The 23,541-nt window shown below is 73.8% G+C and carries 22 protein-coding genes and 1 pseudogene; 8 read left to right on the forward strand and 15 right to left on the reverse strand.

Annotated elements, in window-relative coordinates; all coding sequences use genetic code 11:
* Positions 1–87, forward strand: a pseudogene (locus AC067J_RS35320) (DUF4097 family beta strand repeat-containing protein); the annotation flags it as partial.
* A 128-nt stretch (positions 88–215) separates the two neighbouring features.
* Positions 216–1,043: an alpha/beta fold hydrolase gene (locus AC067J_RS35325; protein ID WP_478306311.1), complete on the forward strand. Its 828-nt coding sequence runs from the start codon at positions 216–218 to the stop codon at positions 1,041–1,043.
* A gap of 268 nt (positions 1,044–1,311) precedes the next feature.
* On the opposite strand, the gene AC067J_RS35330 is transcribed toward AC067J_RS35325, so the two are convergent.
* The 10 genes from AC067J_RS35330 to AC067J_RS35375 form a co-directional block, all read right to left on the reverse strand.
* Positions 1,312–1,713, reverse strand: coding sequence for a hypothetical protein (locus AC067J_RS35330; protein ID WP_478306313.1), 402 nt, complete (start codon positions 1,711–1,713; stop codon positions 1,312–1,314).
* A 299-nt stretch (positions 1,714–2,012) separates the two neighbouring features.
* A complete protein-coding gene (locus tag AC067J_RS35335) occupies positions 2,013–2,915 on the reverse strand; it encodes an aminoglycoside phosphotransferase family protein (protein ID WP_478306315.1) in 903 nt (300 codons plus the stop codon).
* A gap of 123 nt (positions 2,916–3,038) precedes the next feature.
* Positions 3,039–4,385 carry a serine hydrolase domain-containing protein gene (locus AC067J_RS35340; RefSeq protein ID WP_478306316.1) on the reverse strand — a complete coding sequence of 449 codons (1,347 nt, stop codon included), beginning with the start codon at positions 4,383–4,385 and terminating at the stop codon, positions 3,039–3,041.
* Positions 4,386–4,574: 189 nt separating this feature from the next.
* Complete coding sequence (locus tag AC067J_RS35345) at positions 4,575–5,891, reverse strand: serine hydrolase domain-containing protein (RefSeq protein WP_478306318.1); 1,317 nt, start codon at positions 5,889–5,891, stop codon at positions 4,575–4,577.
* Between the two features lie 227 nt (positions 5,892–6,118).
* Positions 6,119–6,889, reverse strand: a complete 771-nt coding sequence (locus tag AC067J_RS35350; RefSeq protein WP_478306320.1) for a CDP-alcohol phosphatidyltransferase family protein — start codon at positions 6,887–6,889, stop codon at positions 6,119–6,121.
* A 198-nt stretch (positions 6,890–7,087) separates the two neighbouring features.
* A complete protein-coding gene (locus AC067J_RS35355; protein WP_478306322.1) occupies positions 7,088–7,882 on the reverse strand; it encodes a YidC/Oxa1 family membrane protein insertase in 795 nt (264 codons plus the stop codon).
* Positions 7,883–8,040: 158 nt separating this feature from the next.
* On the reverse strand, positions 8,041–8,337 hold the full coding sequence (locus tag AC067J_RS35360) for a DUF6412 domain-containing protein (RefSeq protein WP_478306324.1): 297 nt from the start codon (positions 8,335–8,337) through the stop codon (positions 8,041–8,043).
* Positions 8,338–8,417: 80 nt separating this feature from the next.
* On the reverse strand, positions 8,418–8,981 hold the full coding sequence (locus AC067J_RS35365; RefSeq protein ID WP_478306326.1) for a hypothetical protein: 564 nt from the start codon (positions 8,979–8,981) through the stop codon (positions 8,418–8,420).
* Complete coding sequence (locus tag AC067J_RS35370; RefSeq protein ID WP_478306328.1) at positions 8,981–10,441, reverse strand: hypothetical protein; 1,461 nt, start codon at positions 10,439–10,441, stop codon at positions 8,981–8,983. The genes AC067J_RS35365 and AC067J_RS35370 overlap by 1 nt, the downstream gene beginning before the upstream one ends.
* 6 nt (positions 10,442–10,447) lie before the next feature.
* Positions 10,448–10,867 carry a type VII secretion target gene (locus tag AC067J_RS35375; protein ID WP_478306330.1) on the reverse strand — a complete coding sequence of 140 codons (420 nt, stop codon included), beginning with the start codon at positions 10,865–10,867 and terminating at the stop codon, positions 10,448–10,450.
* A gap of 147 nt (positions 10,868–11,014) precedes the next feature.
* Between AC067J_RS35375 and AC067J_RS35380 the strand changes: the two genes are divergently transcribed.
* Together AC067J_RS35380 and AC067J_RS35385 are read left to right on the forward strand one after the other, a co-directional pair.
* Positions 11,015–11,299 carry a type II toxin-antitoxin system Phd/YefM family antitoxin gene (locus tag AC067J_RS35380; protein WP_188295332.1) on the forward strand — a complete coding sequence of 95 codons (285 nt, stop codon included), beginning with the start codon at positions 11,015–11,017 and terminating at the stop codon, positions 11,297–11,299.
* Complete coding sequence (locus AC067J_RS35385; protein ID WP_478306332.1) at positions 11,292–11,714, forward strand: type II toxin-antitoxin system VapC family toxin; 423 nt, start codon at positions 11,292–11,294, stop codon at positions 11,712–11,714. The genes AC067J_RS35380 and AC067J_RS35385 overlap by 8 nt, the downstream gene beginning before the upstream one ends.
* On the opposite strand, the gene AC067J_RS35390 is transcribed toward AC067J_RS35385, so the two are convergent.
* Together AC067J_RS35390 and AC067J_RS35395 are read right to left on the reverse strand one after the other, a co-directional pair.
* Positions 11,701–12,312, reverse strand: coding sequence for a hypothetical protein (locus tag AC067J_RS35390; protein ID WP_478306334.1), 612 nt, complete (start codon positions 12,310–12,312; stop codon positions 11,701–11,703). The two genes, AC067J_RS35385 and AC067J_RS35390, sit on opposite strands and share 14 nt — an antisense overlap.
* 71 nt (positions 12,313–12,383) lie before the next feature.
* A complete protein-coding gene (locus tag AC067J_RS35395; protein WP_478306336.1) occupies positions 12,384–13,484 on the reverse strand; it encodes a Gfo/Idh/MocA family oxidoreductase in 1,101 nt (366 codons plus the stop codon).
* 520 nt (positions 13,485–14,004) lie between these two features.
* Between AC067J_RS35395 and AC067J_RS35400 the strand changes: the two genes are divergently transcribed.
* The 4 genes from AC067J_RS35400 (at position 14,005) to AC067J_RS35415 (ending at position 18,397) form a co-directional block, all read left to right on the forward strand.
* Positions 14,005–14,784, forward strand: coding sequence for an HAD-IIA family hydrolase (locus AC067J_RS35400; RefSeq protein ID WP_327677203.1), 780 nt, complete (start codon positions 14,005–14,007; stop codon positions 14,782–14,784).
* Positions 14,785–14,870: 86 nt separating this feature from the next.
* Positions 14,871–16,208: a low temperature requirement protein A gene (locus AC067J_RS35405; RefSeq protein ID WP_478306338.1), complete on the forward strand. Its 1,338-nt coding sequence runs from the start codon at positions 14,871–14,873 to the stop codon at positions 16,206–16,208.
* Positions 16,209–16,394: 186 nt separating this feature from the next.
* The gene (locus tag AC067J_RS35410) at positions 16,395–17,072 is read left to right on the forward strand and encodes a uracil-DNA glycosylase (RefSeq protein ID WP_478306479.1); all 678 of its coding nucleotides are present in this window, start codon (positions 16,395–16,397) and stop codon (positions 17,070–17,072) included.
* A gap of 242 nt (positions 17,073–17,314) precedes the next feature.
* Complete coding sequence (locus tag AC067J_RS35415) at positions 17,315–18,397, forward strand: glycoside hydrolase family 6 protein (protein ID WP_478306340.1); 1,083 nt, start codon at positions 17,315–17,317, stop codon at positions 18,395–18,397.
* A gap of 57 nt (positions 18,398–18,454) precedes the next feature.
* Here AC067J_RS35415 and AC067J_RS35420 read toward each other — a convergent pair whose 3' ends face one another.
* The 3 genes from AC067J_RS35420 to AC067J_RS35430 form a co-directional block, all read right to left on the reverse strand.
* Positions 18,455–19,027 (reverse strand): O-methyltransferase, encoded by a 573-nt coding sequence (locus AC067J_RS35420; RefSeq protein WP_478306342.1) that lies wholly within the window; start codon positions 19,025–19,027, stop codon positions 18,455–18,457.
* Positions 19,028–19,172: 145 nt separating this feature from the next.
* Positions 19,173–21,104, reverse strand: a complete 1,932-nt coding sequence (gene glxA, locus AC067J_RS35425) for a radical copper oxidase GlxA (protein ID WP_478306344.1) — start codon at positions 21,102–21,104, stop codon at positions 19,173–19,175.
* A 64-nt stretch (positions 21,105–21,168) separates the two neighbouring features.
* Positions 21,169–23,193 carry a glycosyltransferase family 2 protein gene (locus AC067J_RS35430; protein ID WP_478306346.1) on the reverse strand — a complete coding sequence of 675 codons (2,025 nt, stop codon included), beginning with the start codon at positions 23,191–23,193 and terminating at the stop codon, positions 21,169–21,171.
* Positions 23,194–23,541: the final 348 nt, after the last annotated feature.

The following is a 23,541-nucleotide window of genomic DNA, read 5'->3' on the forward strand; positions in this document are numbered from 1 at the left end:
AACGCCCTCAAGAACAACGACGGCACCCCCACCCTCACCATCCACGCCACCACCACCCACGGCGACATCACCGCCCGCAGCATCTGACCCCACCGCCGCCGACCCCGCACCGTCCGCAAGGGCCGACGAGATCGCCGGGGTGCGCGACAGCACCCCGGTGGCGACACCCCCTCCACCACTTCCGAACCGCCACTGATGCCGAAGGAACACCCGCCATGACCGTCAAGAAGTCCACCTGGACCGGCATGCTCCCGATCGACGACACCGCACTGGCCGTGACCGACACCGGCGGGCCCGGCCGCCCCGTCGTCTACCTCAACGGCTCCTACGCCGACCAGGCGCACTGGCAGCGCGTCATCGCCGACCTCGGCGGCGACTACCGCCACATCACCTACGACGAGCGCGCCCGCGGCCGGTCGAAGCGCTCGGCGGACTACTCGTTCGAGGCGTGCCTGCGCGACCTCGACGCCGTCCTCGAAGCGCGGGGCGTGGAGCGGCCGATCCTGGTGGGCTGGTCCTACGGCGCCATGCTCGCCGTGCACTGGGCCTCCCGCAATCCCGACCGCGCCCTGGGCGCGGTGTCCGTGGACGGCGCGCTGCCGCACGAGTGGCTCGACGACGCCGCCTGCGAGCAGATCCGCAAGCTGTTCCGCCGGATGAGCCCGCTCTTCCCGGTCGCCCGCCCGCTCGGCCTGGCCGCCCGCATGAGCGCCGCACAGCACGCCGAGATCAACATCGAGGCCAACGAGCTCTGCGCACCCGCCGCCCTCCACCCGGTCCTCGACCGCCTGACCGTGCCGGTCCGGTACGTGCTCGCCAGTGGTGGCAACCTCGGCGGCGACCCGAAGCTGATGGAGCAGATCCGCGCCAACCTCGACCCGGTACTCGCCCGCAACCCGAACATCCGGATCGGCGCGAAGGTCGCGAGCAACCACTCCAAGATCCTGCGCAAGGACTTCCGTGCCGTCGCCGACGCGGTCCGCGAGATCGCCGCCACCCGCGACCAGGAGCTCGCCACCGCCCTCGACCGCCAGGCCGGCTGAACAGTGCCGGCCGGGTCGCGCAGGCCCCCGCCGTCCTCCGGGCCGGGATGCCGCGGCAGCCGGCCGCTTCCCGCCCGATCGTCGAACCCCCGCTGCCCGCGAACGGCCGCGCCGCACGCCCGGTGCCCGGGTCGTGCGGCGCGAGTGGAGTCCGGCCCAGGCGGACGCCCGTGGTGCGGGTTCCGAGGGCCGTATCCGTTCCCCCGCAGGGGAGTTGTAGGTGGGCCCGAGTGGGCCCGAGTGGGCCCGAGTGGGCCCGGTCCTCGGATCAGGGGGTCGTGCAGACGACGTACGCCCTGATGGACTCGTCCACGTTGTTGGTGTTGGTGCCGCGCACGACCCAGGCGCTGCCGCTCGGGTAGGAGTCGGTGAGGAAGATCCTGAAGGCGCTGGTCGTGGCGCCGCCACCGGTGGGCACCTGACCGGACGGACAGAGCACGACGGCCGGCAGGTTCTCCCCCGGCCGCAGGGTGACGGAGTCGCCGAAGACCTGCGTGTGCGCGGCCAGGAGCGAGGCGTCGGCGGCGGCCTGGTTGCCGGGGACGATGACCGGCGACTTCTCCTTGGGCCTGGCGGCCCCTCGGTCGTCGGCGGTGGCGATCGCGGCGCCCCCGACCAGGACTCCGATGGTGGCGAGCGCGGTCAGGGCGAGCGGGGTCGTGCGGGCCATTCGGGACTCCTGGTGTGTGGGCTTCGATCGATGCCGACGAGGGCGGGGGACGTCCGGGGGACGTCCGCTCCGACTGCGATCAGTACCCGAACCACTCCCTCCGCCGCCGCCGGACGCGGCGACCGGCTACCCCGCGCGGAGGAACACCGACGCTCGGCCGGCCTACTGGCGGCGCGTCCTCGCTTCCCCGCCTCGCCGCCGCGCCGCCGCCCCCGCCCTCGCCGGCCCGTCCGTCCCCGTCGCCCCGCCGCAGTCCCGTCCGGCGCGGGCCCTGGTGCTGTGCGGCGCCTCCGCCGGGCTCAGAGCTCCTCCAGGACCGCCCGGATCACGTGCCTGGCGTTGGCCGCCATCAGCGGGTTGGTCTCCCGGTAGTACGGCAGCGCCGCCAGGGCCTGCGCGAGCGTCCGGCCGCGCCCGCGCCGCCAGGTCGCCTCGTCCACGTCGAGGGCCTTCCGGAAGACCTCGCGCCCCTCGGCGGGCAGCAGGTTCCACGCGGGGAACATGTCGCAGGCCGGGTCGCCGACGCCCGCGCACCCGAAGTCGATCACCGCCGTCAGCCGGCCGTCGCCGTCCACCAGCAGGTTTCCCGGCATCAGGTCCGAGTGGACCCACACCGGCGGCCCGTCCCAGACCGGGGCCCGCAGCGCGTCCTCCCAGACGGCCGCCGCGGCGTCGCAGTCGACGCCCTCCTCGGGGAGGCCGCGCAGTTCCTCGATCGCGGCCCGGGTGGCCTCGTCGAGCAGCCGGGCCGGCCCGCCCCGGTAGGCGGCCGGCCCGCCCGGGAGGGCGATGCGCCGCATCGACGACACGAACCCGGCCAGGTCCTCGGCCAGCGGCACGGGCTGGTGCAGCGCGCCGGCCTCCGGGTTCGCCCCGTCCAGCCAGCGGTACACCGACCACGCCCACGGGTAGCCCTCGGCGGGCCGGCCGGCGCCGATCGCCGCGGGGATGGCCGTCGGCAGGAGCGGCGCGAGGCGGGGCAGCCACTCCTGCTCCATCGAGACGTCCGCCTCGCCCCAGTCGACCAGCGGCAGCCGGACGACCATGGTGTCGCCCAGCCGGTACATCGCGTTGACCGTGCCGCCCGACGGGAAGCCCGTCACTGGCAGCCCCGCCCACTGGGGGAACTGCCCGGCGACCAGCCGCCGTACGAGCTCCTCGTCGATGGGGTGCTGACCGGGGTGCAACTGCCCTGTGTTCATGGGGCACCATCCGATCGCCGGGCGGCGAGGGGCGTCAAACGTTTTTCACCCCGCCCGCCGCCCGGCGTCGCCCGCCGCCTGTCGCCTGTTGCCCGCCGCCGCCTGCCGCCCTCGCGGCGCGGTTCAGTGGGCGGCCGGGCCGACCTCCACCCGAAGGTCCGGACCGGTGTGCGGGATCGCTCCCACGGCAGGGGCCGCGTCCGGGCCGGCCGCGATGCCGGCGCCCGCGCCCGTGTCCGGGCGGCACAGTGTCTTGCCCAGCAGTGAGCCGATCGCCTCCCCGCTCGCCGAGGAGTCCTTGCCTATGAACGGGTTGTGCGACAGCGCCAACTGCCGCCGCCCGTCCCGGGTGCCGAGCAGCAGGGTGCTCCACCCGGGGAGGCCGCCGTCGTGTCCCCAGGCCGCCTCGCAGCCGGGGCCCAGGTCGACCTTGAGCACACCGAGCCCGTAGAAGCCGTTCGGCGTGTCGGTCGGCACCGTGTCGGTCAGCGCGGCCATCTGGGCCGGCCGCAGGAGCTTGCCGCCGAACAGGGCGGCGTGGAAGCGGTTGAGGTCCGCGGTGGTGGAGATGCCGTTGCCGGCGGCGTCCACGACGGACGGGTTGAACCGGGTGATGTCGGCGGGCCCGGACGGCATGTCGACGTAGGCGTGGGCGTGCCGGCCGCCGAGGCCCGTCTCGTTCCCCGGGAACGTCGTGTCGTCCAGGTGCAGGGGCCGGACGATCCGCCGTTCGACCTCGCGCTGCCAGGTGTGCCCGGTGACCTTGCGGATGATCATCCCGGCGAGGACGTAGTTGGTGTTCGAGTACTTCCAGCCCTGGCCGGGGGCGAAGTACGGCGCGTGCTCGGCGGAGATCGCGGCCAGCTGCTCCGGCCGGTAGCTCTTGAACCTGGTGGTCCCGTACACGTACTCCTGGAGCTCGGCCTCGGTCGTGACCAGGAACCGCGCGTCCGTGGTGAAGTTGAACAGCCCGCTGGTGTGGTTCAGCAGCTGCCGGACGGTGATCGCGCCGCCGTTCGGGACGACGCCGGGCAGGTGCCGCTCGACCGGGTCGTCCAGTCGGAGCCGGCCCTCGCCGACCAGCTGGAGCACCACGGTGGAGACGAAGGTCTTGGTGACGCTGCCGATCCGGAACCGGCCGTCCGACCTGGCCGGCTGCCCGTCGGCCAGGTCGGCGGTCCCGGCGGCGCCCCGCCACGCGGGGCGGCCGGCGACGCGGATCTCCGCGAGTGCGGCGGTCATCCCGCCGTGCTCCACGAGGTACCGCAGTTCCTGCTGTCCGTCGACGCGGGGTCGACGTTCTTCTGCGGCTCCGGTGCCGGCTCCGGTGCCGGAGCCGATTCCGGACGCCCCCGCCGCCACCGCCGCCGGGGCGAGCGTGACGACGGTCGCCCCGGCCAGGGCGACGGCGGCGAGCCGCAGCCCCAACCTGCCGCGCCGGTACGGAGATCGAGCCTGAACGATGGTCATGGTGCCCCGCCCCTTCCGGCCCGGCCCCGGGCCGTCCCCACCACCTTCGCACCGGCCGCACCCTCGCCGCGTCGTCCTCTGGAGGTCATCGGCCGTGCTTCCCGAGGACCGGGCCGCCCGGCCGATGGGCAGATATGAAGGACGGTCAAATCATCGTCAAGGGGCTTGACTTGGCGGGATCTTAGTGTCTCAGCGGAGCAGCTTCAGCGGCGATCCGGCGTCCGTCCCCTTCGCACCCTTCGTCGCCGGGGTCGGCGCGTTCGTCTGGGTCGGCGCGTCCGTGCCGCACGCCGCCTTCAGGAGGAACGACTCCAGCGTGTAGGCGGTCTCATCGGTCTCGCCGCCCTCCAACAGGTTGAACGAGAGGGCGAACTGCCGCGAGCCGTCCCGCGCCCCGAGCAGCACCGTGTTGAACCCCGGGATGCCGCCGGTGTGACCCCAGGCCTCGCCGCACGGCAGGTCGTAGCGGATCAGGCCCAGCCCGTAGTGCGCGCCGATCGCCGGCGCCGGGACGGCCGTCGTCATCTCGGCCAGCCGGGCGGGCGACAGCAGCTTGCCGCCGAACAGCGCGGCGTGGAAGCGGTTGAGGTCGGCCGTGGTGGAGAGCCCGTTGCCGGCCGCGTCCCCGACGGTCGGGTTGATCAGGGTGACGTCTGCAGGGCCCTCCGGCAGCTTGACGTACCCGTGCGCGTGCGGCCCGGGGATCCCGGGCCACGAGCCCGGGAAGGAGGTGTCGTCGAGGTGCAGCGGCTTGACGATCCGCTGCTCCACCTCACGCTGCCAGGTGCGACCGGTGACCTTCTTGATGATCATCCCGGTGAGGATGTAGTTGGTGTTGGAGTAGTGCCAGTCCTGGCCGGGCGCGAAGTACGGCGCGTGCTGCACCCCGACCGCGACCAGCTGCTCCGGGCGGTAGTCCACCCAGCGGCCCCGGGCGAGGAAGGCGCGCAGGCTCGCCTCGTCGTGGAAGAGGAACTGCGGGTCCTCCAGGTAGTCGAACAGGCCGCTGGTGTGGTTCAGCAGCTGCCGCAGGGTGATCGCGCCGCCGTTCGGGACGACGCCCGGCAGGTACCGCTCGACCGGGTCGTCCAGCCGGAGCCGCCCCTCCTCGGCCAGCTGGAGCACCACGGTGGAGACGAAGGTCTTGGTGACGCTGCCGATCCGGAACCGCCCGTCGGCGCGCGCCGGCCGCCGGGAGTCCAGGTCGACGACGCCCGCGGCGTCGCGCCACGTCCGGCGACCGTTCTCGCGCGCCTCGCCGAGCGCGGCCGTCGAAGCGCCCAGCTCGACGATGTCCCGCAACTCCGGGCTGAGGTCCACGGACGGGCGGCGCTGGTCGGTCGTGGCCGTGGCCGTGGCCGTCGCGGACGGTCCGGCCGCCGGCGCGTCCGCCGCGACCGCCGCCGGGGCGAGCGAGACGACGGTGGCCCCGGCCAGCGTCGCCGCGGCGAGCCGCAGGGCGAGCCGGCCGCGGCGGCCCGGCCGGGCGAAGTGGTTGGCGTTCATGGTGGTCCCTCCCGGGCCCGACCCCCGGGCCCCACCGCCACGTTCGCATCCGCACCGCGCCGCCCGCGTCGTCCTGCGGAGGGTGACGGGCTGCGCCCTGCGGGTCCCCCGCCGGAGCCGAACGGCGGGGGAGACGGTGCGTCAAATCCCCTGCGAGTAGCTTGACTTGAGGCGTGGAGGGTGGGCGCGCCGGACGTCGTGGACCCCGTGCGGTGGCGCGCCCCCGGTCAGCGCAGGCGGGACGACGAGAGGATCGACGCCAGGTGCGCGACCACCATCCCCCAGGTGATCACCGCGATCGCCGCGACCGTCGCCTGGGTCGGATCGGTGGAACCCACCGCCGCGTCCACGACCGCCGCCGCCAGCAGCACCAGCGACGCCTCGATGCCGTTGGTCACCCGGTGGATCTTGAGGATCGAAGCCAGCCGCCGCGCCGTCGCGATGCCCTGCGACCGCGGCTGCGTCGACTCCTCGTCCGCCGGCAGCAGCCCGCTGCGCGCCCGCGCCACGTCCACCAGGTCCGTCGACGCCTTCAGCAGCACCACGCCCAGCGCGGCCGCCAGCCCCACCGACACCCACAGCTCCGACCCGCCCCGGGCCGCCCGGACACCCGCGCCGACCATCAGCGCCGCGTCCGCCAGATAGGCGCCGAGCCGGTCCACGTACACCCCGGCCGTGCTGAACCGGCGCGTCCAGCGCGCCACCTCGCCGTCCACGCAGTCGAAGAGCAGGAAGCCCTGGAACAGCACCGCCGCCAGCACGGCGCCCGTCAGCCCCGGGATCAGCAGGGCTGCGCCGGCCCCGACCCCGCACACCACCATCAGCCAGGTGAGGGTGTTCGGCGAGACCGACGTCCGCACCAGGTGCCGGGTGGTCCGCAGGGAGATCCGCCGCATGTAGAGCCGGCCCGCCCAATGCTCACCGTTGCGGCTCGCCAGCTTCGCCTGCGGCTGGCAGACCTCCCGCAACTCGGCCAACGCCGGAGCAGCGACCACCATGACGACTTCCCTCCACCTGTCCGGTCGGCCGGGGACCCGAACGGTCGGCGGCCGGCGAAAACGATCAGCTCAGGCTAGAGCAGCGCCGTGGACCGCTCGGCCCCGCGGTGGCGGTGGGGCGGTGGGGAGGTGGGGAGGTGGGGCGGTGGCTGGGGAGGACGCGCGCCGGTGCGGGCGGGCGCCCTCCCCACCACGCCGTCAGAGCACCGCCGCCACCCCGGCCCCCGCACCGGCCGACGCCGGCGAGTTCCGGTGCAGCCACCCCCGCTCGGCGGCCGACCAGGCAGTGGTGGTCAGCAGGTACAGCCCGGCCGCCAGCGGCACCAGCGCGGCGAACAGCACCGTGCCGAAGGACAGGTACGGCAGGAACCCCAGCACCGGCGCCTGCGGCGGTGCGGCCTGTGCCTGGCCGGCCTTCGCCCGGCCGCCCCGCGACTGCTTCGCCCGCCGGTCCTGCTCCGCCCGCTGCGCCTGCTCCGCCTTCTGCGCGGCCTGCGCCCGGCGGGCCCGCCGGAACCCGACGTACGCCACCGCCGCCAGCCCCGCGTACAGCGTGCCGAACACCGCCCACTGCGCCACACCCTGCGCGCTCCCCACGTGCAGCCCGAGCGGAACGCCGAAGAACGTGTGGCCGAGCAGGTCGTTCGGCGTCGTGAACAGCCGGTACATCACCGAGAAGAACGGGATCTGCACCAGCATCGGCAGGCAGCCCGCGAACGGCGAGGACTTCTCCTGGGCGTACAGCTCGGCGAGCGCCTCCCGGAGCTTCTCCGGCCGGTCCTTGTGCTTCCGGTTCAGCTCGGCGACCTGCGGCGCCAGCCGGGTCCGGGTCTTCTCGCCCCGCGCGGCCGCCCGCGCCAGCGGGTGCAGCGCCAGCCGGACGCAGACGGTGAACAGGACGATCGCCAGCGCCGTCGGCATGACCTGGGCCAGCGCGGCGACGACATCGTGGGCCAGGCCGACGGCCGGGTCGAGGATTGCGAAAACGGACATGGTGGAGCGAGCCCTCCGGGGGTCTCGGCGCGCTGCGGCATGCGGCATGCGGTGCGTACGGCATGGCGTACGAGGCATGCGGCAGAAGGCATGCGGGCGCGCGGAAAGAGTGGTCGGCGGAGGACGGCCGCGTCGACGGCCCTGCTGTGGAGCTGGGGTTACGCGGCCGCCGGGGCCGCACCCGGTGCCCTCGGGCGTCGCCGGCCCCGGGCATCCGGATCACGCTGCGGAAGGAAGGCCGTACGGAACGCGCGCCTGCGCAGCGTCCCGTCCCTGACGGCGGCGGGCGCCCTCGCCCCGAGCAGCCGCGCGACGACCAGCGCCCCCGCGACCGCCCCGGTCACCAGCACCACGGCCGCCGCGGCCGCCACCGAGGCCAGCGACCCGCCACCCTCGACGAGCCACTCCCCGTTCAGCACCCGGAACACCCCGAGCAGCATCGCGACCAGCGCCACGGCGTGCTCCCCTCTGTGCTCCGGACAAGTGCTCCGGCCAAGCATACGACCGGGCCCCCGAAGTGGTTCCCGGCACTGCCTCAGGGGACGTTCATCGCGTACACCCACACCTGGGTGAGGCCGTCCTCGCCCGGTTGTCCCAGCCAGACCTGGCTCTCGACCCGTTTCTTGTGCCCCGGCAGGTGCGAGACGAAGACGCCGCGGCGCAGGGGGAGCGCGGCGATGGGATCGGGCGCTCCGATGTGCCGGAGGTCTCGTAGGGCGCTGTTCTTGGGTGCGGGTGCGGCGTCCTTCCAGGGCGTGCTGCCGAGTCCGGCGGTGAATCCGTCCACCTCGCCGGCCGGAAGCCGGAACGCCATGACGGCCGTGTCGTCCTGGAAGCCCTCGACATACCCCCACCGGACGTCGGCCGCGTCGGACGGGATCGGTACCTGGGTGAAGTCGGAGATCTCGGCGCGCGTCATCGTCGTGACCCAGGAACCCGGCCGTCCGCTGTCCGGTGCCGGGTTCTGGTCCTGCTCGACCAGCCAGTAGAGCCCGCCGGCGGCTGTTGCGGGGAGGACCACCAGGAGGACGACCAGCGCCGCGATCAGCCATCGGCGTCGACGCCGGGTGGAGGGGGTCCGTTGTCTGTCCGCCGCCACTACCGTGTCTCCCGGCCCGTGTCGCCGGGCCCGCCCTCGCGGTCTCCTGCCTTCCCGCCGGTGCCGGGAAGCGGGGCGGAAGCGTTCTCACCGAGGACGAGCGAGATGGGAGCGCTCTTGCCTGTGATGTCGAACTCCTGCGCCAGGCCCGTCTGGTGCAGCTTGGCCAGATCGTTGTCGCGGACCGACGTGCCGGCTATCGGCGTCGACTTGTCGAGGTCCCAGTTGTAGCGGTCCCAGAGGTTGACCTGGTACTCGACGGCGACCACGGGCCGTCCGTCCGGGCCGGGCTTCACCGTCGCCACGCCTGATGCCGCATAGGCGTGGCTCCCGACGGCCAGGTACCAGTTCTCGGTACTCGGCCGGTCGACCGTCCGGTGGAGGCCGGCGGTTTCGATCGGGACGGCCACGGGCGCCCCACCCGACTTCTGGTAGGCGTCCAGCGCCGTCTGCCGCCACTGCTCCTGGCTCGCGGCCACTGCGCTCGCGACGTCGTCGCGGAACGTGGGGTCGTCGCGGAGCAACCGGTCGACGTCGACGGCGAGGGGTTCACCCGAGCCGTCCAGGAAGTGTTGCATGTGACGGGCGGCGTCCGTGTTGCTCTTGAGACTGCCGAGCCCGACCATGCCCTCCGCCTTCCACCAGTTCGTCAGCTCCTCCGCGCTCGGACTCCGGACGTCGAACGGGCCGGCTCCATCGTCGGGCTGCTTCCACTCGTAGACCGTCGGGCCGAGGATGCCGGCACTCATCAGCCTCGCCCGGTCGGAGGTGAGGAGACCGGCCCGGACAGCGGGGTCGAGCGCGGTCCACCATGCGGTGAGGGCCTTCGGGTCGCTCGGCATCCCTGCCGCCCGCGCGAGATCGTCACGAGCGTCCTGCGCGCCTCCCGGGCGGGTTGCCGGGTCGACGTCGGCGGGGTCGAGGGCGCGGAGGGCGGCGGTGGCCGTGGTGTCGGCCTCGGTGGCCGCGGTCACCGCCTTGCGCATGGCCTCGACGTGCTGCTGGAGCTCGTCCCACTGCCGCTTCCGGTAGGCGATCGAATCGGGGTCGTTGCGCTCGTCGGCGGGGAGCGGCGGCAGGGTGACCGTGCCGTCCTCGGAGACGGTCGCGCCGAGCGCCTCGGCGTCGCCGATGGCGCGCAGCAGGTCCTGCTGGGCGCGGGTGAACGCGCTCCTGGCCCGGCGGAGGGCGGCCGTGACGGCGAGTGCCTCGTAGTGGAAGGCGGTCAGCTCGTCGGCCAGCAGGCCGATCTCCCGGGAGGCCTCGTCGGCCGCGGGTCCGGTCCACGCGCGGCTCCCCGGGGCGGAGAACGCGTGCGGTCCGGCTCCGGTCAGGGGGTGCAGGACGCCGGACCGCACCTGGGCGGCGATCTGTTCGGCGTGTCCGGAGGCGCTGTTCCAGGTGTCCCCGGCCTTGTCCAGCGGCTCGAAGGAGAGGTGGCGGAGTTGCGCGAAGGTCACCACGGCTCACTGTGCCTTGAACGCGGAGGCGGCGGACCCGTCCGTCGACCGGTAGGCGCCGGCGGTGGCCTCCAGCCGGTCGGCGGTCATGCCGAGGCGGTTGTCCATGCTGGTCCAGCGGGCCTTCCACCAGGTGAGGACCTGGGAGAGCGCGGCCCCCGTGCTCCAGCAGTCGGCGGAGAGCGCCCGGGCGGCCGCGCCGGTGTCCGGTTCGACGTGGCCGACCGCGTACCGCAGCTCGCCCTGGAGCCGTCGGGCCACCCCGGCGGCCTGCCGGAGGGCGGCCGGTTCGACGTGGACCGGGGAGTTCCCGGCGGGTCCGGTGGCCCACGGGCCCGGGCCGGTGGCCTGGGCGGGGATGCCGGCCGGTGGACCGTCCTGGCCGTGGAGCCAGGGATTCTGCCGGGCCTCGGTGGTGTCGGTCATGGCCAGAGCCCCCCTCTGTCCGCTGCGCGGTGCGTCGACGATCGGACGTTAGCGCACCGACGGCCCGGGCGCGGGGCGTTCGAGAGGGTTCGGGAGGGTCGTGCAGGGGTGTAGCCGTCGGTGCTACACGGGGCTACCTTGGAGAGCATGAAGACGATTACCCAGCGGGAGTTCCGGAACAACTCCGCCGCGGTGATGGACGCGGTGGAGGCGGGGGAGACCTTCCACATCACCAGGAACGGGGTCGAGGTCGCGGAGCTGCGGCCGGTGTCGGGCCGGCGGCGGCTCACGGCGGAGGAGCTGGTGGCGCGGCACGTGAAGTTGCCGCGGGTGGACTACCAGCAGATGCGCAAGGAGGCCGAGGAGTACTTCGGGCCCGAGGAACTGGTGGGCGACGAGGACGGCGACCCGTTCGAGCGGCGGCGTGGCTGAGCGTCGGCGGGCGCCCCGGCGGCGGCCGGCCGGGGTGCTGGACACCTGCGTCTACATCGACCTGGCGCTGCTCAGCCCGGCCGACCTGCCCGCCGTCCCGGAGCTGACCGCGATCACCTTCGCCGAGCTGCAGCAGGGTGTCTCGATGGCCCGCGACCCGGTCAGCCGGGCGGGACGGCTGGAGGTGCTGGGTGCGGCGATGGCGGACTTCGATCCGCTGCCGTTCGACGCGGCCGCCGCCGCCCGGTACGGGACGCTGGTCACCCTGACCATCGCCGCCGGGCGGCAGCCGCGCCCGCGCCGGATCGACCTGATGATCGCCGCGATCGCCTCCGCCCACGGCCTGCCGCTGTACACGCGCAATCTGGCGGACTTCAAGGGGCTGGGCTCGGCGGTCGAGGTCATCGGGATCTGAGTTCGGGCTCCGGCACGGCGGCGGCTCCGGACCGCTCGACGCGGTCGGCCAGGGCGGCGGCGTCGAGCAGGGCCGGCCGCCGGTGCCGGGTGCGCCGTACGGCGATGATCTTCTCGGCGGCTCGCCCGGCGCCAGGGCCGGTTTTCGGGCCGGCGTCCGGTGCGGCGCCCACGGAGACGACGACGGCCCAGCGCGGGCGGCCGGTCAGTTTGAGGAACAGCAGGCGGACCGCCAGGCTCAGCCCCACCAGGACGATGTAGGGGATGATCAGGAGGAACCCCTCCCCGCCCGAGCTGAAATGCGGCCCCGGGTGCGGCCGGAAGGCCCTGGCGGTCGCCCGGAACCGGCCGAGCCGGACGACCGCGACCCGGACGGGTACCGCGTCCGGCCCCGTGACCTCCGCGAAGGCGTCGCCGCCGCTCGGTCTCCCGTCCGCCCAGGCGGCCCGCGCGGACGCCGTCGCCGCGGCGCGGGCACGGCGCTCCTGCTCCTCGGTCGCCTCGCGGGCGCGCCTCTCGAACTCCGCCGTCCAGGCCCGTTCCCGCCGCAGCCGTTCCGCGCGGGCCTCCGGTTCCTCTCCCCACCCCGTCGCTGTCATCCGTTCATCGTAGGAATCCGGGGGAGGGGGTGGGGAGGAACTGCCGCCCGCACGGGGGGACTTCAGGGAGTTCAGTCCAGCCGGACGGTGGTACCGGTGGCGGCGGAGGTGCGGGCGGCCTCCAGGACGGCGAGGACGGCGACGGCGTCGCGCGGGTCGACCGGCGGCGGGGTGCCGGGGTCGGCCAGGGAGGCGGCGACTCCCGCGTAGAAGGCGGGGTAGTCGCCCGGGTCGGTGGGCAGCGGCGCGGCGGACTCGTCGGTGCCGAGGGTGCCGTACCGGGTCTGGTCGTCGGCGCCCCAGGGGGTGCTGCCGTCGGGGCGGCGGCCGGCGCGGAGGTCGGCCTCCTGCGGGTCCATGCCCGACTTGACGTAGCCCGCCGCGTCGCCGAGCACCCGCAGGCGGGGGCCGGCGAGCGGGGTGATCGCGCTGGTCCACAGGTGCGAGCGGGTGCCGTCGGCGTGGGTGAGGGCGAGGAAGGCGTCGTCGTCGACGACCGCGCCGTCCCGGCGGACGTCGATCTCCGCGTACACCGTCTCGACCGGTCCGAACAGGGCGAGTGCCTGGTCGACGAGGTGGCTGCCCAGGTCGTACAGGGTGCCGCCGGCCTCGGCCGGGTCGGCCAGCTCGCGCCATCCCGCCTTGGGCTTGGGGCGGAACCGCTCGAAGCGGGACTCGAACCGGTGGACCCGGCCGAGCGCGCCCTCGCGGACCAGGCGGGCGGCGGTGAGGAAGTCGCCGTCCCAGCGGCGGTTCTGGAAGACGGTGAGCAGGGTGCCGCGCGACTCCGCCAGCTCGCAGAGTTCCAGCGCCTCGGCGGCGGTGGCGGCGAGCGGCTTGTCGACCACGGTGGCCAGCCCGGCGGCCAGGGCGGCCCGGGCGATCGGGACGTGGGTGCGGTTGGGGGAGGCGATGACGACCAGGTCGAGCGCGTCCGGGTCGGCGAGCAGCTGCTCGGGTGTGTCGACGGCGCGGGCTTCGGGGTGCTCGCGCTGCAGCTGGGCGCGGCGGTCGGGGTTGGCGGTGACCACCGCGTCCAGCCGGAGCCCGGGGGTGGTGGCGATCAGCGGGGCGTGGAAGGCGGACCCGGCCAGGCCGTAGCCGATCAGGCCCACGCGGAACGGGCGGGCGGGGTCGGCGTTCTGGGAGCGGGCGCGCGCGGAGGGGGTCATGCGCCCTACTCAACCACGGGGTGCCCGGTTGGCCCCGGTTTCGGCGCCGGAGGGACCCTCCTGGGCGCCCGGGGAGGGAGGGCGCCCGGGAGGGCTGTCTGCGACGGCTGCTGCCGCCGCCGCGGTGGGGGGCGCGGCGGCGGCAGCAGCTACCGGGGCGCCGAGGGAGGCCCGTCCGGGCCCGCCCCTGTTCGGCGTGCCGTTCACGCTAGCCCTGTCGGGCGGCCGTGCTGAGGGGGCATCACTGCGGTTAGGGGTGGGTTAAGGACTCGTTGAGGCGGGGCGGGAGGCGCGTGCCGGACGGTGTGCCGCCCTCCCGCCGTCCGTCCGCTGGACGGGACGTGCTGCCGTCGGCCTGGTGTGCGGATTAGGCTGTGCCCCGTTGGGGCAGCCAGCAGTACCCCCGGCGGTCCGGTGTCCCGAGGAGGGTCCGGCCGGTGGGAGGCGCAACGGTGACGGCGGTGCGCCGCAGTTTCGTACGACCATCGCACTACATGGCAAGACTTCGGGAGACACGCACGTGGCAGACCGCAAGCCCATCGAGTCCTGGCTGACCGACATGGACGGCGTCCTCATCCACGAGGGCACGCCGATCCCCGGCGCGGAGGAGTTCCTGCGCCGGCTGCGGGAGTCCGGCAAGCCGTTCCTGGTCCTCACCAACAACTCCATCTACACCCCGCGCGACCTCAGCGCCCGCCTGGCCGGCATGGGCCTGGAGGTGCCGGAGGAGTGCATCTGGACCTCGGCCCTGGCCACCGCCAGTTTCCTGAAGGGCCAGCGTCCGAACGGCACCGCCTACGTGATCGGTGAGGCCGGCCTCACCACCGCGCTCTACCAGGCCGGCTACGTGCTGACCGACAACAACCCGGACTACGTCGTCCTCGGCGAGACCCGCACCTACAGCTTCGAGGCGCTCACCAAGGCGATCCGCCTGATCAACCAGGGCGCCCGGTTCATCTGCACCAACCCGGACGAGACCGGCCCGTCCACCGAGGGCGTGCTCCCGGCCACCGGCTCGGTCGCCGCACTGATCACCAAGGCGACCGGGGTCGAGCCGTACTTCGTCGGCAAGCCCAACCCGCTGATGATGCGCGAGGCGCTCAACACGGCCGGCGCCCACTCGGAGACCGCCGTCATGATCGGCGACCGGATGGACACCGACATCGTGGCCGGCATGGAGGCGGGCATGGAGACCATCCTGGTGCTCACCGGCCTCACCGCCGCCGCCGACGTGGAGCGTTTCCCGTACCGGCCGACCCGTGTGTTCAACTCCATCGCGGACCTCGTCGAGCTGGTCTAGCCTCGGCACTGCTGTTGCGGGCCCCGCCGCCCCGGCCGACGGTCGGACGGCGGGGCCCGCTCGCCATGTGCCGAGGAGGGGTCGGGATGAGCACCACGGGGGAACCGCCGGTGGCGACGGAGGAGAAACGGGTCACCTGGGCGGAGCTCTACTTCGACCTGGTCTTCGTCTTCGCCATCACGCAGGTCTCCGGCCTGCTGCACCACCACCACGACTGGGCCGGCGTCGGCCGGGCCCTGGTGGTCTTCGTGCCGGTCTACTGGTGCTGGGTCGGCACCACGGTCCAGGCCAACATCAGGGACGTGGACAATCCGCGCGACCGGCTCGGCATCCTCGCCGTCGGCCTGACCGGCCTGGTCATGGCACTGGCCGTGCCCGGCGCGTACGGGGGCCGGGGCGTGCTGCTCGGCGCCGGGTACTGGGCCGCCCGGGCCGTCCTGCTGCTCCTGGTGATCCGCGTCCCGGGCGTGTGGCGCGGCCCGTACGGGGTCGGTGTGCTGGTCAGCGGACCGCTGCTGTTCGCGGGCGGGCTGCTGCCGGAGGGGCCGCGGACGGTGCTCTGGGCGCTGGCGGCGCTCTGCGACCTGTCCGCACCCGTGATCCTCCGCCGCCGGCTGGCCGCGGTGGCCTACCACCCCGCGCACATGCCGGAGCGGTTCGCGCTCTTCCTGCTGGTCGCGCTCGGCGAGTCCATCGTCGGGATCGGCGCCACCGCGGCGGGGGTGCCCCTCGACGCGGCCGAACTCGTCGCCGTCACCGCGGCGTTCACCATCTCGGCCGGGCTCTGGTGGCAGTACTTCGTCCACGCGGCCGACGCCATGCGGCACGCGGTCACGATCGCCGAGTCGCGCCGGGACGTCATCCGCCGGGTCTTCCAGTACGGGCACCTGGCGCTGGTCGCCGGGGTGATCGCGGTCGCGGTCGGCTTCGGGGAGACGGTGGCCGACCCGCGGCAGGCGCTCGGCGCGGGCACGGTGGCCCTGCTCTACGGGGGCTGCGGGCTGTACCTGCTGACCTTCGGGTACACCCGGTGGATGATGTTCCGCGCGGTGGCGACCACCCGGATCGTGGCCGCGGCCGTGGTGCTGGCGCTGGCCCCGGCGATGGTGCGGTGGCCGGCGATCACGGCGCTGGTGGTGCTGGCGGCGGTGCTGGTGGTGCTGAACGTCGTCGAGCACCTCCGGGTGGGGCGGGCGGCGGACGCGGGCGGCTCCGGGAGCCCCATCGGCCTCGGTGGGGCAGACGAGGCCGATGGGGCCGGTGGGGGCGGCAGGGCTGGTGGGGCGGGTGGGGCGGCGCGGGAGGTGTCGGTGGTCGTCGGCGCTGCGGGGGCCGCTGCCGGTGCGGGCGCCGGGGCTGGGGCTGCTGCCGGTGCCGCGGCTGCCGGGGGTGTTCCGGGTGCCCCGGCGGCTCCGGCGGAGTGAACTGTCAGTGGGCCTGTGTAGCGTTCGGTGTGGAAAGAGGGCGTGCGGTGCAAGGGCCGCAGGGCGCCCGAGGTCGGGGCGGTGCGGCGGTGAGCGGCCGTCCGGTGGGAGGTTGATGTCGTGACGGACACGGTCGAGACGGGCGTGACGGAGCCGGGTACGCCGGAGGCGGGCGCGGGCACCGGGCTGGAACTGCCCGAGTCCTGGCACACGGTGCTGGGCACCGAGACGGAGAAGCCGTACTTCGCCGAGCTGGCGGCCTTCGTGGCGGCCGAGCGCGCGCAGCACCAGGTCTTCCCGCCGAGCGGGCAGGAGTTCTCCGCGCTGGAGGCCACGCCGTACGACAAGGTCCGGGTGCTCGTCCTCGGCCAGGACCCGTACCACGACGACGGCCAGGCCCACGGCATGAGCTTCTCCGTGCTGCCGGGCACCAGGACGCCGCCGTCGCTGCGCAACATCTTCAAGGAGCTGGACGCCGACCTCGGCATCCCGGCACCGGACAACGGCTACCTGATGCACTGGGCCGAGCAGGGCGTGCTGCTGCTCAACGCGGTCCTCACGGTCCGCGCGCACGAGGCCAACTCGCACAAGGCCAAGGGCTGGGAGAAGTTCACCGACGCGGTGATCAAGGCGGTGAGCGCGCGCGAGGAGCCGGTGGTCTTCGTGCTCTGGGGCAACTACGCCAAGAAGAAGCTGCCGCTGATCGACACGGAGAAGCACGTGGTGGTCCAGGGTGCCCACCCGTCGCCGCTCTCCGCCAAGCTGTTCTTCGGCAGCCGGCCGTTCTCCCAGATCAACACGGCGCTGGAGGGCTTCGGCGTCGACCCGATCGACTGGCGGGTGCCGGACCTCAAGCAGGGCTGACCCGCCGGGGCCGCTCGGGGGCTCCGTGCGGGATTCCCGTCCGGGGTTCCGTGCCGGATTCCGTGCCGGATTCCGTCTGGGCGGCCCCGCTCCGACGGCTGACGCGCCGTCCACTCGCTGTCGGCCGCCCGCTGTTCACCGCCTGGTGGGCAGCGGGCGGTGCCCGGTATGCGAAGCTGGGGGCCGGCCGGTCGCCTGACCGGGTCTGGGAGGGGCGGTACGTGCGCCGAGCAGGGCGAAGAGTGGGATTCCGGCTGGCCGTGGGAGCGGCGGTGCTGGGGCTGGTGGCGGGCGTCGCGGGGTGCGCCGGGGGGAGCACCGGCGCGGGCAAGGGCACGGCGGGGGCCGGGAGTTCGAACGGAACCGCGTCGGGGGCGACGGGCGGCGGGGCGGCTCCCGTACCGTCCGGGGGCGCGCCCGCCGGGGGTGCCGGTGCGCTGCCGCAGCTCCCCGGGCAGGCCTTCTACGTCTCCGACCAGACCTCTGCGGCCCGCCAACTGGCCGCCCTGCGCGGCCAGGGCCGCACGGCGGAGGCCGACACCCTGCTCCGGATCGCCGCCCAGCCCTCCTCGCAGTGGCTCGGCGACCAGGCGGCCCGGGGCATCGCCGAACAGGTGAGCCGCCGCGCGGCCGAGGCGGACCGCACCCCGGTCCTCGTCGCCTACAACATCCCGCACCGGGACTGCGGCCTGTACTCGGCGGGCGGCGCGAGCGACGCCGCCGCGTACCGGTCCTGGATCACCGGCCTGGCCGAGGCGCTGGGCGACCGCCGGGCATGGGTGATCCTGGAGCCCGACGCCGTCGCCCACACCCTGGACACCTGCGGGGTCAAGGGAGACGCGGCCGCCGAGCGGTACGGCCTGCTCGCCTTCGCCGTGCAGGAGTTGAAGAAGCGTCCGCAGGTGCGGGTCTACCTGGACGCGGGCAACCCCGGCTGGGCGCAGGACCCCTCCGCGCTGGCCGAGGCGCTGCGCAAGTCCGGGGTCGCGGCCGCGGACGGCTTCGCGGTGAACGTCTCCAACTTCTACACCACCGACCGGAACGCCACGTACGGTGCGCAGCTCTCCGCCCTGCTGGACGGCAAGCACTTCGTCATCGACACCAGCCGCAACGGCAACGGCCCGCTGAGCGGCGAGGCCTGGTGCAACCCGCCCGGCCGTGCGCTCGGGGCGCCGCCCACCGCCGACACCGGGCGGGCGGGGGTCGACGCCTACCTCTGGATCAAGAACCCCGGCGAGTCCGACGGCGAGTGCGGGCGCGGTGAGCCCCGGGCGGGCGAGTTCTGGCTCCCGTACGCGCTGGGGCTGGCCCAGGCGGCCGGCTAGAGCTCTCGCCGTGAAGGTCCACCGGGTCGGCGGTGGCGACGCCGCGAACGTCCTCGGTCAGGGGCGTCGCGTCGCGACGACCGCCGAGCTGGAGGGTGTCGTGAGTACCTCGGTGCCGTGGAGGGCGGGATGGGTGAGGTAGAAGAGCCGGAGCTCGTCCACCTCGCCGCCGTAGCGCGGCGGCCAGTGGGACGAGGGTGTGAAGTCGTCCAGGATCAGTAGGCCACCGGGGGCGAGCAGTTCGACGACCCGCTGGGGATCGTCACGCTTGCCTCCGCCGTCGCAGAAGAAGACGTCGAACGGGGCGTGCTGCTCAAGCAGTCGCCAGTCCCCGGAGAGGACGCACACACGCTCGTCGTCGGCGAAGATCCCGGCCGCCCGACGGGCCAGGTCCTCGTCACGCTCCACAGTGACCAGGCGCGCATCGGCGCCGAGGCCGCTGTGCAGCCATGCCGTTCCGACTCCCGCTCCGGTGCCGCTCTCGGCGATGGTTCCACCGGGCTTCGCGGCCGCGGCCAGGCTGAGCAGCCGGCCCACTTGAGGGATGCAGCTCTTCTTGAACGCGGCTTCGGCGGCGGCCCGCTCGGCGATTGCCACACGCGGCGGAACCGCACGTTCTGCTGTGTCCACGGCACTCTCTCCTCGAACGGCGCATGTGACGCTACCCGTCGGCGGAGGCATCCGTCCGGGCTTCTGCTCTTCCGGGCCCGGAGAACGTTGTCGGTCACAGCACCGGACGGTTCGCCGCGGCTCGACGCGGCCGGCGCGGCACGGCTCAGCGGACGACCTGGATCCAGCGCGCCACCGAGGGCGTGCCCGAGCCGTCCGTCACGAAGAGCATGTACCAACCGGGCGGCAGCAGGTCGGGGTTGGCGGGCAGGGTGAGCGAGAGTCCGTCCGCCGTGCGCGCCGTGACGTCCAGGGCCACCGAGCGCTGCTCGACGTCGGTGGCGTGGGTGACCGAACTCGGCCGGATCAGCTTGGCGGTGGCGACGCCGCCCGGGTCCGGGGCGGTCACCCGGACGGTGCTGCCGAGCCTGGCGGACGCCGGGGCACCGGTCAGCTGCGGCCGTTCGCCGTGGAAGAGGTACGGCGGGGTGTAGATCTCGATCCGCTGCTCGAAGGTGCCCGGCTCGGTGCCGGCCTTGTCGTTGAACAGCGGGTCGGAGCCGAGCACGGCGACCCGGCCGTCCGGCAGCAGCAGCGCCTCCGAGTGGTAGTTGCGGCCGACGGTCGGCTCGGCGGCGGTGCTGAAGGTGTTGGTGTCCGGGTGGTAGGTCTGCGCCTTGAGCAGGTCGCTCCGGTGCTTCCCCCGGTAGTCGCGGGAGCCGCCGGTGGTGAAGACGGTGTCGTCCGGCAGGATCACGCTGTTGAGGTACCGGGTGCCGCCGGCCGGCAGGTCCGGGCCGGGCGTGAACGCGGGCGTCGCGGCGGCGAGGTCGGCGATGTCGGTGCGGGCGGTGGAGAGCGGGGACTCGCCGACGCCCCCGCCGCCGAGCACCATCACCTTCTGGGCCTGCGCGGGCGGCAGCAGCACGGACGAGGAGGTCTCGGTCAGGTGCGGGTCGCGAAGGCCGGGGACGGGGTGGAAGCTGTTGTCGCGGAGGTCCCAGAGCCCTGGCTCGCGCCCCTTGTCGGCCGGCCCGTAGCCGGCGTTGGAGCCGGAGTAGAAGAGCTTTCCGGTGGCCGTCAGGAAGATCGACGGGTAGGTCGGGAAGTACCGGTCGGGGGCCTTGGACCAGGTCTTGCTCGCCGGGTCGTAGATCTCGTTGTCGTTGCCGCTGAGGATCTGCCCGGTGTCGTCGAGCCCGGAGACGGTGACCACCCGGCCGTCGCCCAGCCCGGTCAGCGTCGGGTACCAGCGGGCGTAGGCCATGTCGGTGACCTGCTCGTACATCTCGGTGTCCGGGTTGAACTCGAAGGCGTCGCGGATGCCCTGGAAGTCCTGCTTCTCCAGCGTCATCCGGTCCGCCATGCCGTAGAGGTTCCGGGCGTCGACGCCGGTCAGGCCCTCGATCGCGTACTGGGCGGGGGAGTCGAGCACGGAGCCGGGGCCGCCGTCGACGGCCTCCACGAACACGCGCGTCTCGCCGGCCGTGACGACGGTCGCGGTGCCGGCGCCGGTCTTCGCCGCGGCGGGGACGGTCACCTCGGCGGTGGACACGTACGCGCGGCCGTTCGGCGCCCGGAAGACGGTGCCCCGGGGGAAGGAGCGGGCGGCGTCCGGGTTCTCGTTGCGGACCCGCATGGTGCCGGCGGCCTTCTTCACGGCGCCGTCCAGCGCCTCGTAGCGGCGGGTGCCGCCGGCCACCAGCATCCGGCCGTCGGGCAGCGCGGTGTGACCGCCGCAGAACATGTCCGCGGGGGTCGGGACCGGCTTGTAGGTGTTCCTCGCCGGGTCCCAGAGCAGGCTCTTGAAGGTGCCGGCGTCGAAGTTCCGCTGGTTGTTGCCGGAACCGGCGATGATCAGGACCTTGCCCGTCCGGAGCAGCGCCGCGTGGATGGCGTTGATCCGGAACTCGGCGGGGAGGACGAGGGTCTGCCAGTGGCCGTACTCGGCCTTGTAGGCGGGGCGGTTGACGGCGTACCGGTGGTAGCGGTCGTTGGCGAAGCCGAGTACGGCCGGTGCGTTCATCCCGGCCACGGTCAGCGCGACGGTGCTGCCGAGGGCGAAGCGCCGGGTGCGGCCGGCGTTGCGGATCTTCACGGTGGATCGTCCCCTCGGGTGCGGGTGCGGGTGCGGGTGCGGGTGCGGGTGGCGCGGGTGGGGTTCAGCCGGTGGTGCTGCGGTGTCCGGCCGAGGCCGAGGCCGGTGCCGCGGCCGGTGCCGCGGTCGTGACTGTGGCCGTGACCGTGACCGTGACGGTGGCACCGGCGGCACCGGCGGCACCGGCGGCACCGGCGGGCTCCGTGCGGGCGGCCGGGGCGGTCCCGGTCATGGACAGGGTGGAGGTCGGCCGGGCCCAGCGGCGGCGGACGGCGTCCGCCGCCAGGACCAGCACCGGCAGCAGGCTGAGGAGGAGGGCCAGCCCGGCCCAGGTCCGCATGGCGACGTGGTCGTTCCCGGTGCGGAAGGAGAGGGCGACGGCGCCGCCGAACACCAGCGCCCAGAACAGGTGGAGGCGGAAGGTCGCCACCCGGTCGGGGCTGGCCGACGCCCCCTTGGGCGTCACCACGAACCGGCTGCGGAGGCGAAGCAGCGCCTGCAGGAACGATGCTGCGTAGATCGGTCCGCAGAGCGCCGACATCACCATGCCCGCCACCCCCGACGACCCGGCCGGCTCGTGCGGGCTGACGTTGTGCTTGCGGTTCCAGGTGTAGAGCAGCACCTGAAGCGCGGCCGCGTCGCTGTAGAGGGCCATCCAGATCTCGGACGACACGTGGACGCCTGACGCCCCGAACCCCAGGTAGAGCACGCTGGACACCCCGCCGAGCAGCCAGGTCAGCGCCGCCATCGGGTAGAAGCAGACCATCAGCGTGTAGTTGAGCAGCCGCCCCGGCGACAGCCCCCACACCGCGCGCCAGTACTGGGTGAGGAGGGTCTCGTACGTGCCGCGGCTCCAGCGCAGCTGCTGCGAGAAGAAGTCCGTCCAGGACGACGGTCCCTCGCCCACCGCCAGCACGTCCGGGGTGTAGACCGACCGCCAGCGTTCGCCGGTGGCCGGGTTGCGGCGCCGGTGGAACTCCAGGCCGGTCGCCATGTCCTCGGTGATCGAGTCGTACAGTCCGCCGATCGACCGCAGTGCGTCGAGCCGGACCGCGTTGTTGGTGCCGACGAACATGGGCGCGCCGTACCGGTTGCCGGCCCGCTGGATCAGCGCGTGGAAGAGGAACTGCTGGCTCTCCGAGAACCGCGTGACCGCCGATCCCGAGCTGCGGTAGTTGCCGTACACCTGCGGGCCGACCACGAACGCGACGTCCGGGTCGCGGAAGTAGCCGAGCATCCGCTCGCAGAATTCGGGCAGCGGCACGTGGTCGGTGTCGACCGAGACCCAGAAGTCGTAGCCGGTGCCGTGTGCCTGGAGCCAGCTGTTGTAGTTGCCGTGCTTGGTCCTGGCACGGAACCGTCCCTTGGGGGTGTTCCACTCCTCGACGCCGTGCCTGCTGAAGTGCCGGGCGCCCAGCTCGGTGCAGAGCGCGCGCATCGCAGGATCGTTTCCCTCGTCCAACAGCCAGACGTGGTACGGGCCGTCATGCCGGACGGCGAGCGCGGCGGCGAGCGTGGCGCGCACCATCTCCGGGGGTTCCTTGCCGGGGACGCAGGTGGTGAGGAACGCGACCCGGGTACCGGACTCGGGCGTCACCGGGACGGGGTCGCGGGCGGCGAGCGTCGCATGGGTGTTGGAGACCACGTTGACCAGGCGGAACACCTCGACCACCGCGATGATCCCGATCATCACCTTGTCGCCGACCAGCAGCCAGGTGTCCGTCTCGCCCGGCCGGGCCGGCCAGTGCTCCGGCAGCAGCAGCCAGACCAGGAGCACCGTCTCGACCAGCGGAGCCGCCAGCAGGAGCAGGGCCGCCCGGATCCGGTGCGGCTCGCGGCCCAGCAGGCTGCGGTACCGGACGCGGTACGGCTCCGGTTCGTCGTGCGCGTGGTGGGTGCGGTGAGTGTCACGCGCACCGTGTTCGCCGGGCTGGGTGGCGGGTCCGGCGAGACGGCTGAAATGGGCGTAGTCGTAAGGGGCTTCGGGTACGGCGATCAGGTCCGGGACGGCGATCCCGGTGGCCCCCTCCGTCGTCCGCGGGTCCGTCCGCGGGTCCGTCCGTCGCCGTCGCGAGAACGGTTTGACCATATGTGGCTCCCCCCGTGGCCGGCCGCGCGGGCCGGCCCGTCCGTGCGTGCTCCGACCGGGGGTATGCGATCCGGACCGACGCGCGGCGCCGGGCGGTTCGCGGCGCTGCGAACCCGCTGACCGGCTGTTCCCCCTGGGCCTTGCTCTCGAAGCAGAACACCGCCCGGTCCGCCGCAGTCGTTCCGGCTGGCTCCGGGCCGTCAATCACTAAAACGTATACGATCGATTGTGGTGCGCGTCGGAATGGCGACTTCGAATGCGGGATCCCGGTTCTCGATCCCCGGACTCCCCTCCGGGCTCCGGGATCCTGGCGTCCTCAACTCTCCCGGAGCACTGGAGAGATCGCAA

Source organism: Kitasatospora sp. NPDC042419, from assembly GCF_056437345.1.

What these genes read in the sequence shown, in the direction of transcription:
- AC067J_RS35380 (WP_188295332.1), top strand. Translation starts at nt 11,015, where the DNA reads ATGAAGACGATTACCCAGCGGGAGTTCCGGAACAACTCCGCCGCGGTG.
- AC067J_RS35350 (WP_478306320.1), bottom strand. Translation starts at nt 6,889, where the DNA reads ATGGTGGTCGCTGCTCCGGCGTTGGCCGAGTTGCGGGAGGTCTGCCAG.
- AC067J_RS35330 (WP_478306313.1), bottom strand. Translation starts at nt 1,713, where the DNA reads ATGGCCCGCACGACCCCGCTCGCCCTGACCGCGCTCGCCACCATCGGA.
- AC067J_RS35375 (WP_478306330.1), bottom strand. Translation starts at nt 10,867, where the DNA reads ATGACCGACACCACCGAGGCCCGGCAGAATCCCTGGCTCCACGGCCAG.
- AC067J_RS35405 (WP_478306338.1), top strand. Translation starts at nt 14,871, where the DNA reads ATGAGCACCACGGGGGAACCGCCGGTGGCGACGGAGGAGAAACGGGTC.
- AC067J_RS35390 (WP_478306334.1), bottom strand. Translation starts at nt 12,312, where the DNA reads ATGACAGCGACGGGGTGGGGAGAGGAACCGGAGGCCCGCGCGGAACGG.
- AC067J_RS35430 (WP_478306346.1), bottom strand. Translation starts at nt 23,193, where the DNA reads ATGGTCAAACCGTTCTCGCGACGGCGACGGACGGACCCGCGGACGGAC.
- AC067J_RS35395 (WP_478306336.1), bottom strand. Translation starts at nt 13,484, where the DNA reads ATGACCCCCTCCGCGCGCGCCCGCTCCCAGAACGCCGACCCCGCCCGC.
- AC067J_RS35325 (WP_478306311.1), top strand. Translation starts at nt 216, where the DNA reads ATGACCGTCAAGAAGTCCACCTGGACCGGCATGCTCCCGATCGACGAC.
- AC067J_RS35355 (WP_478306322.1), bottom strand. Translation starts at nt 7,882, where the DNA reads ATGTCCGTTTTCGCAATCCTCGACCCGGCCGTCGGCCTGGCCCACGAT.
- AC067J_RS35345 (WP_478306318.1), bottom strand. Translation starts at nt 5,891, where the DNA reads ATGAACGCCAACCACTTCGCCCGGCCGGGCCGCCGCGGCCGGCTCGCC.
- AC067J_RS35340 (WP_478306316.1), bottom strand. Translation starts at nt 4,385, where the DNA reads ATGACCATCGTTCAGGCTCGATCTCCGTACCGGCGCGGCAGGTTGGGG.
- AC067J_RS35335 (WP_478306315.1), bottom strand. Translation starts at nt 2,915, where the DNA reads ATGAACACAGGGCAGTTGCACCCCGGTCAGCACCCCATCGACGAGGAG.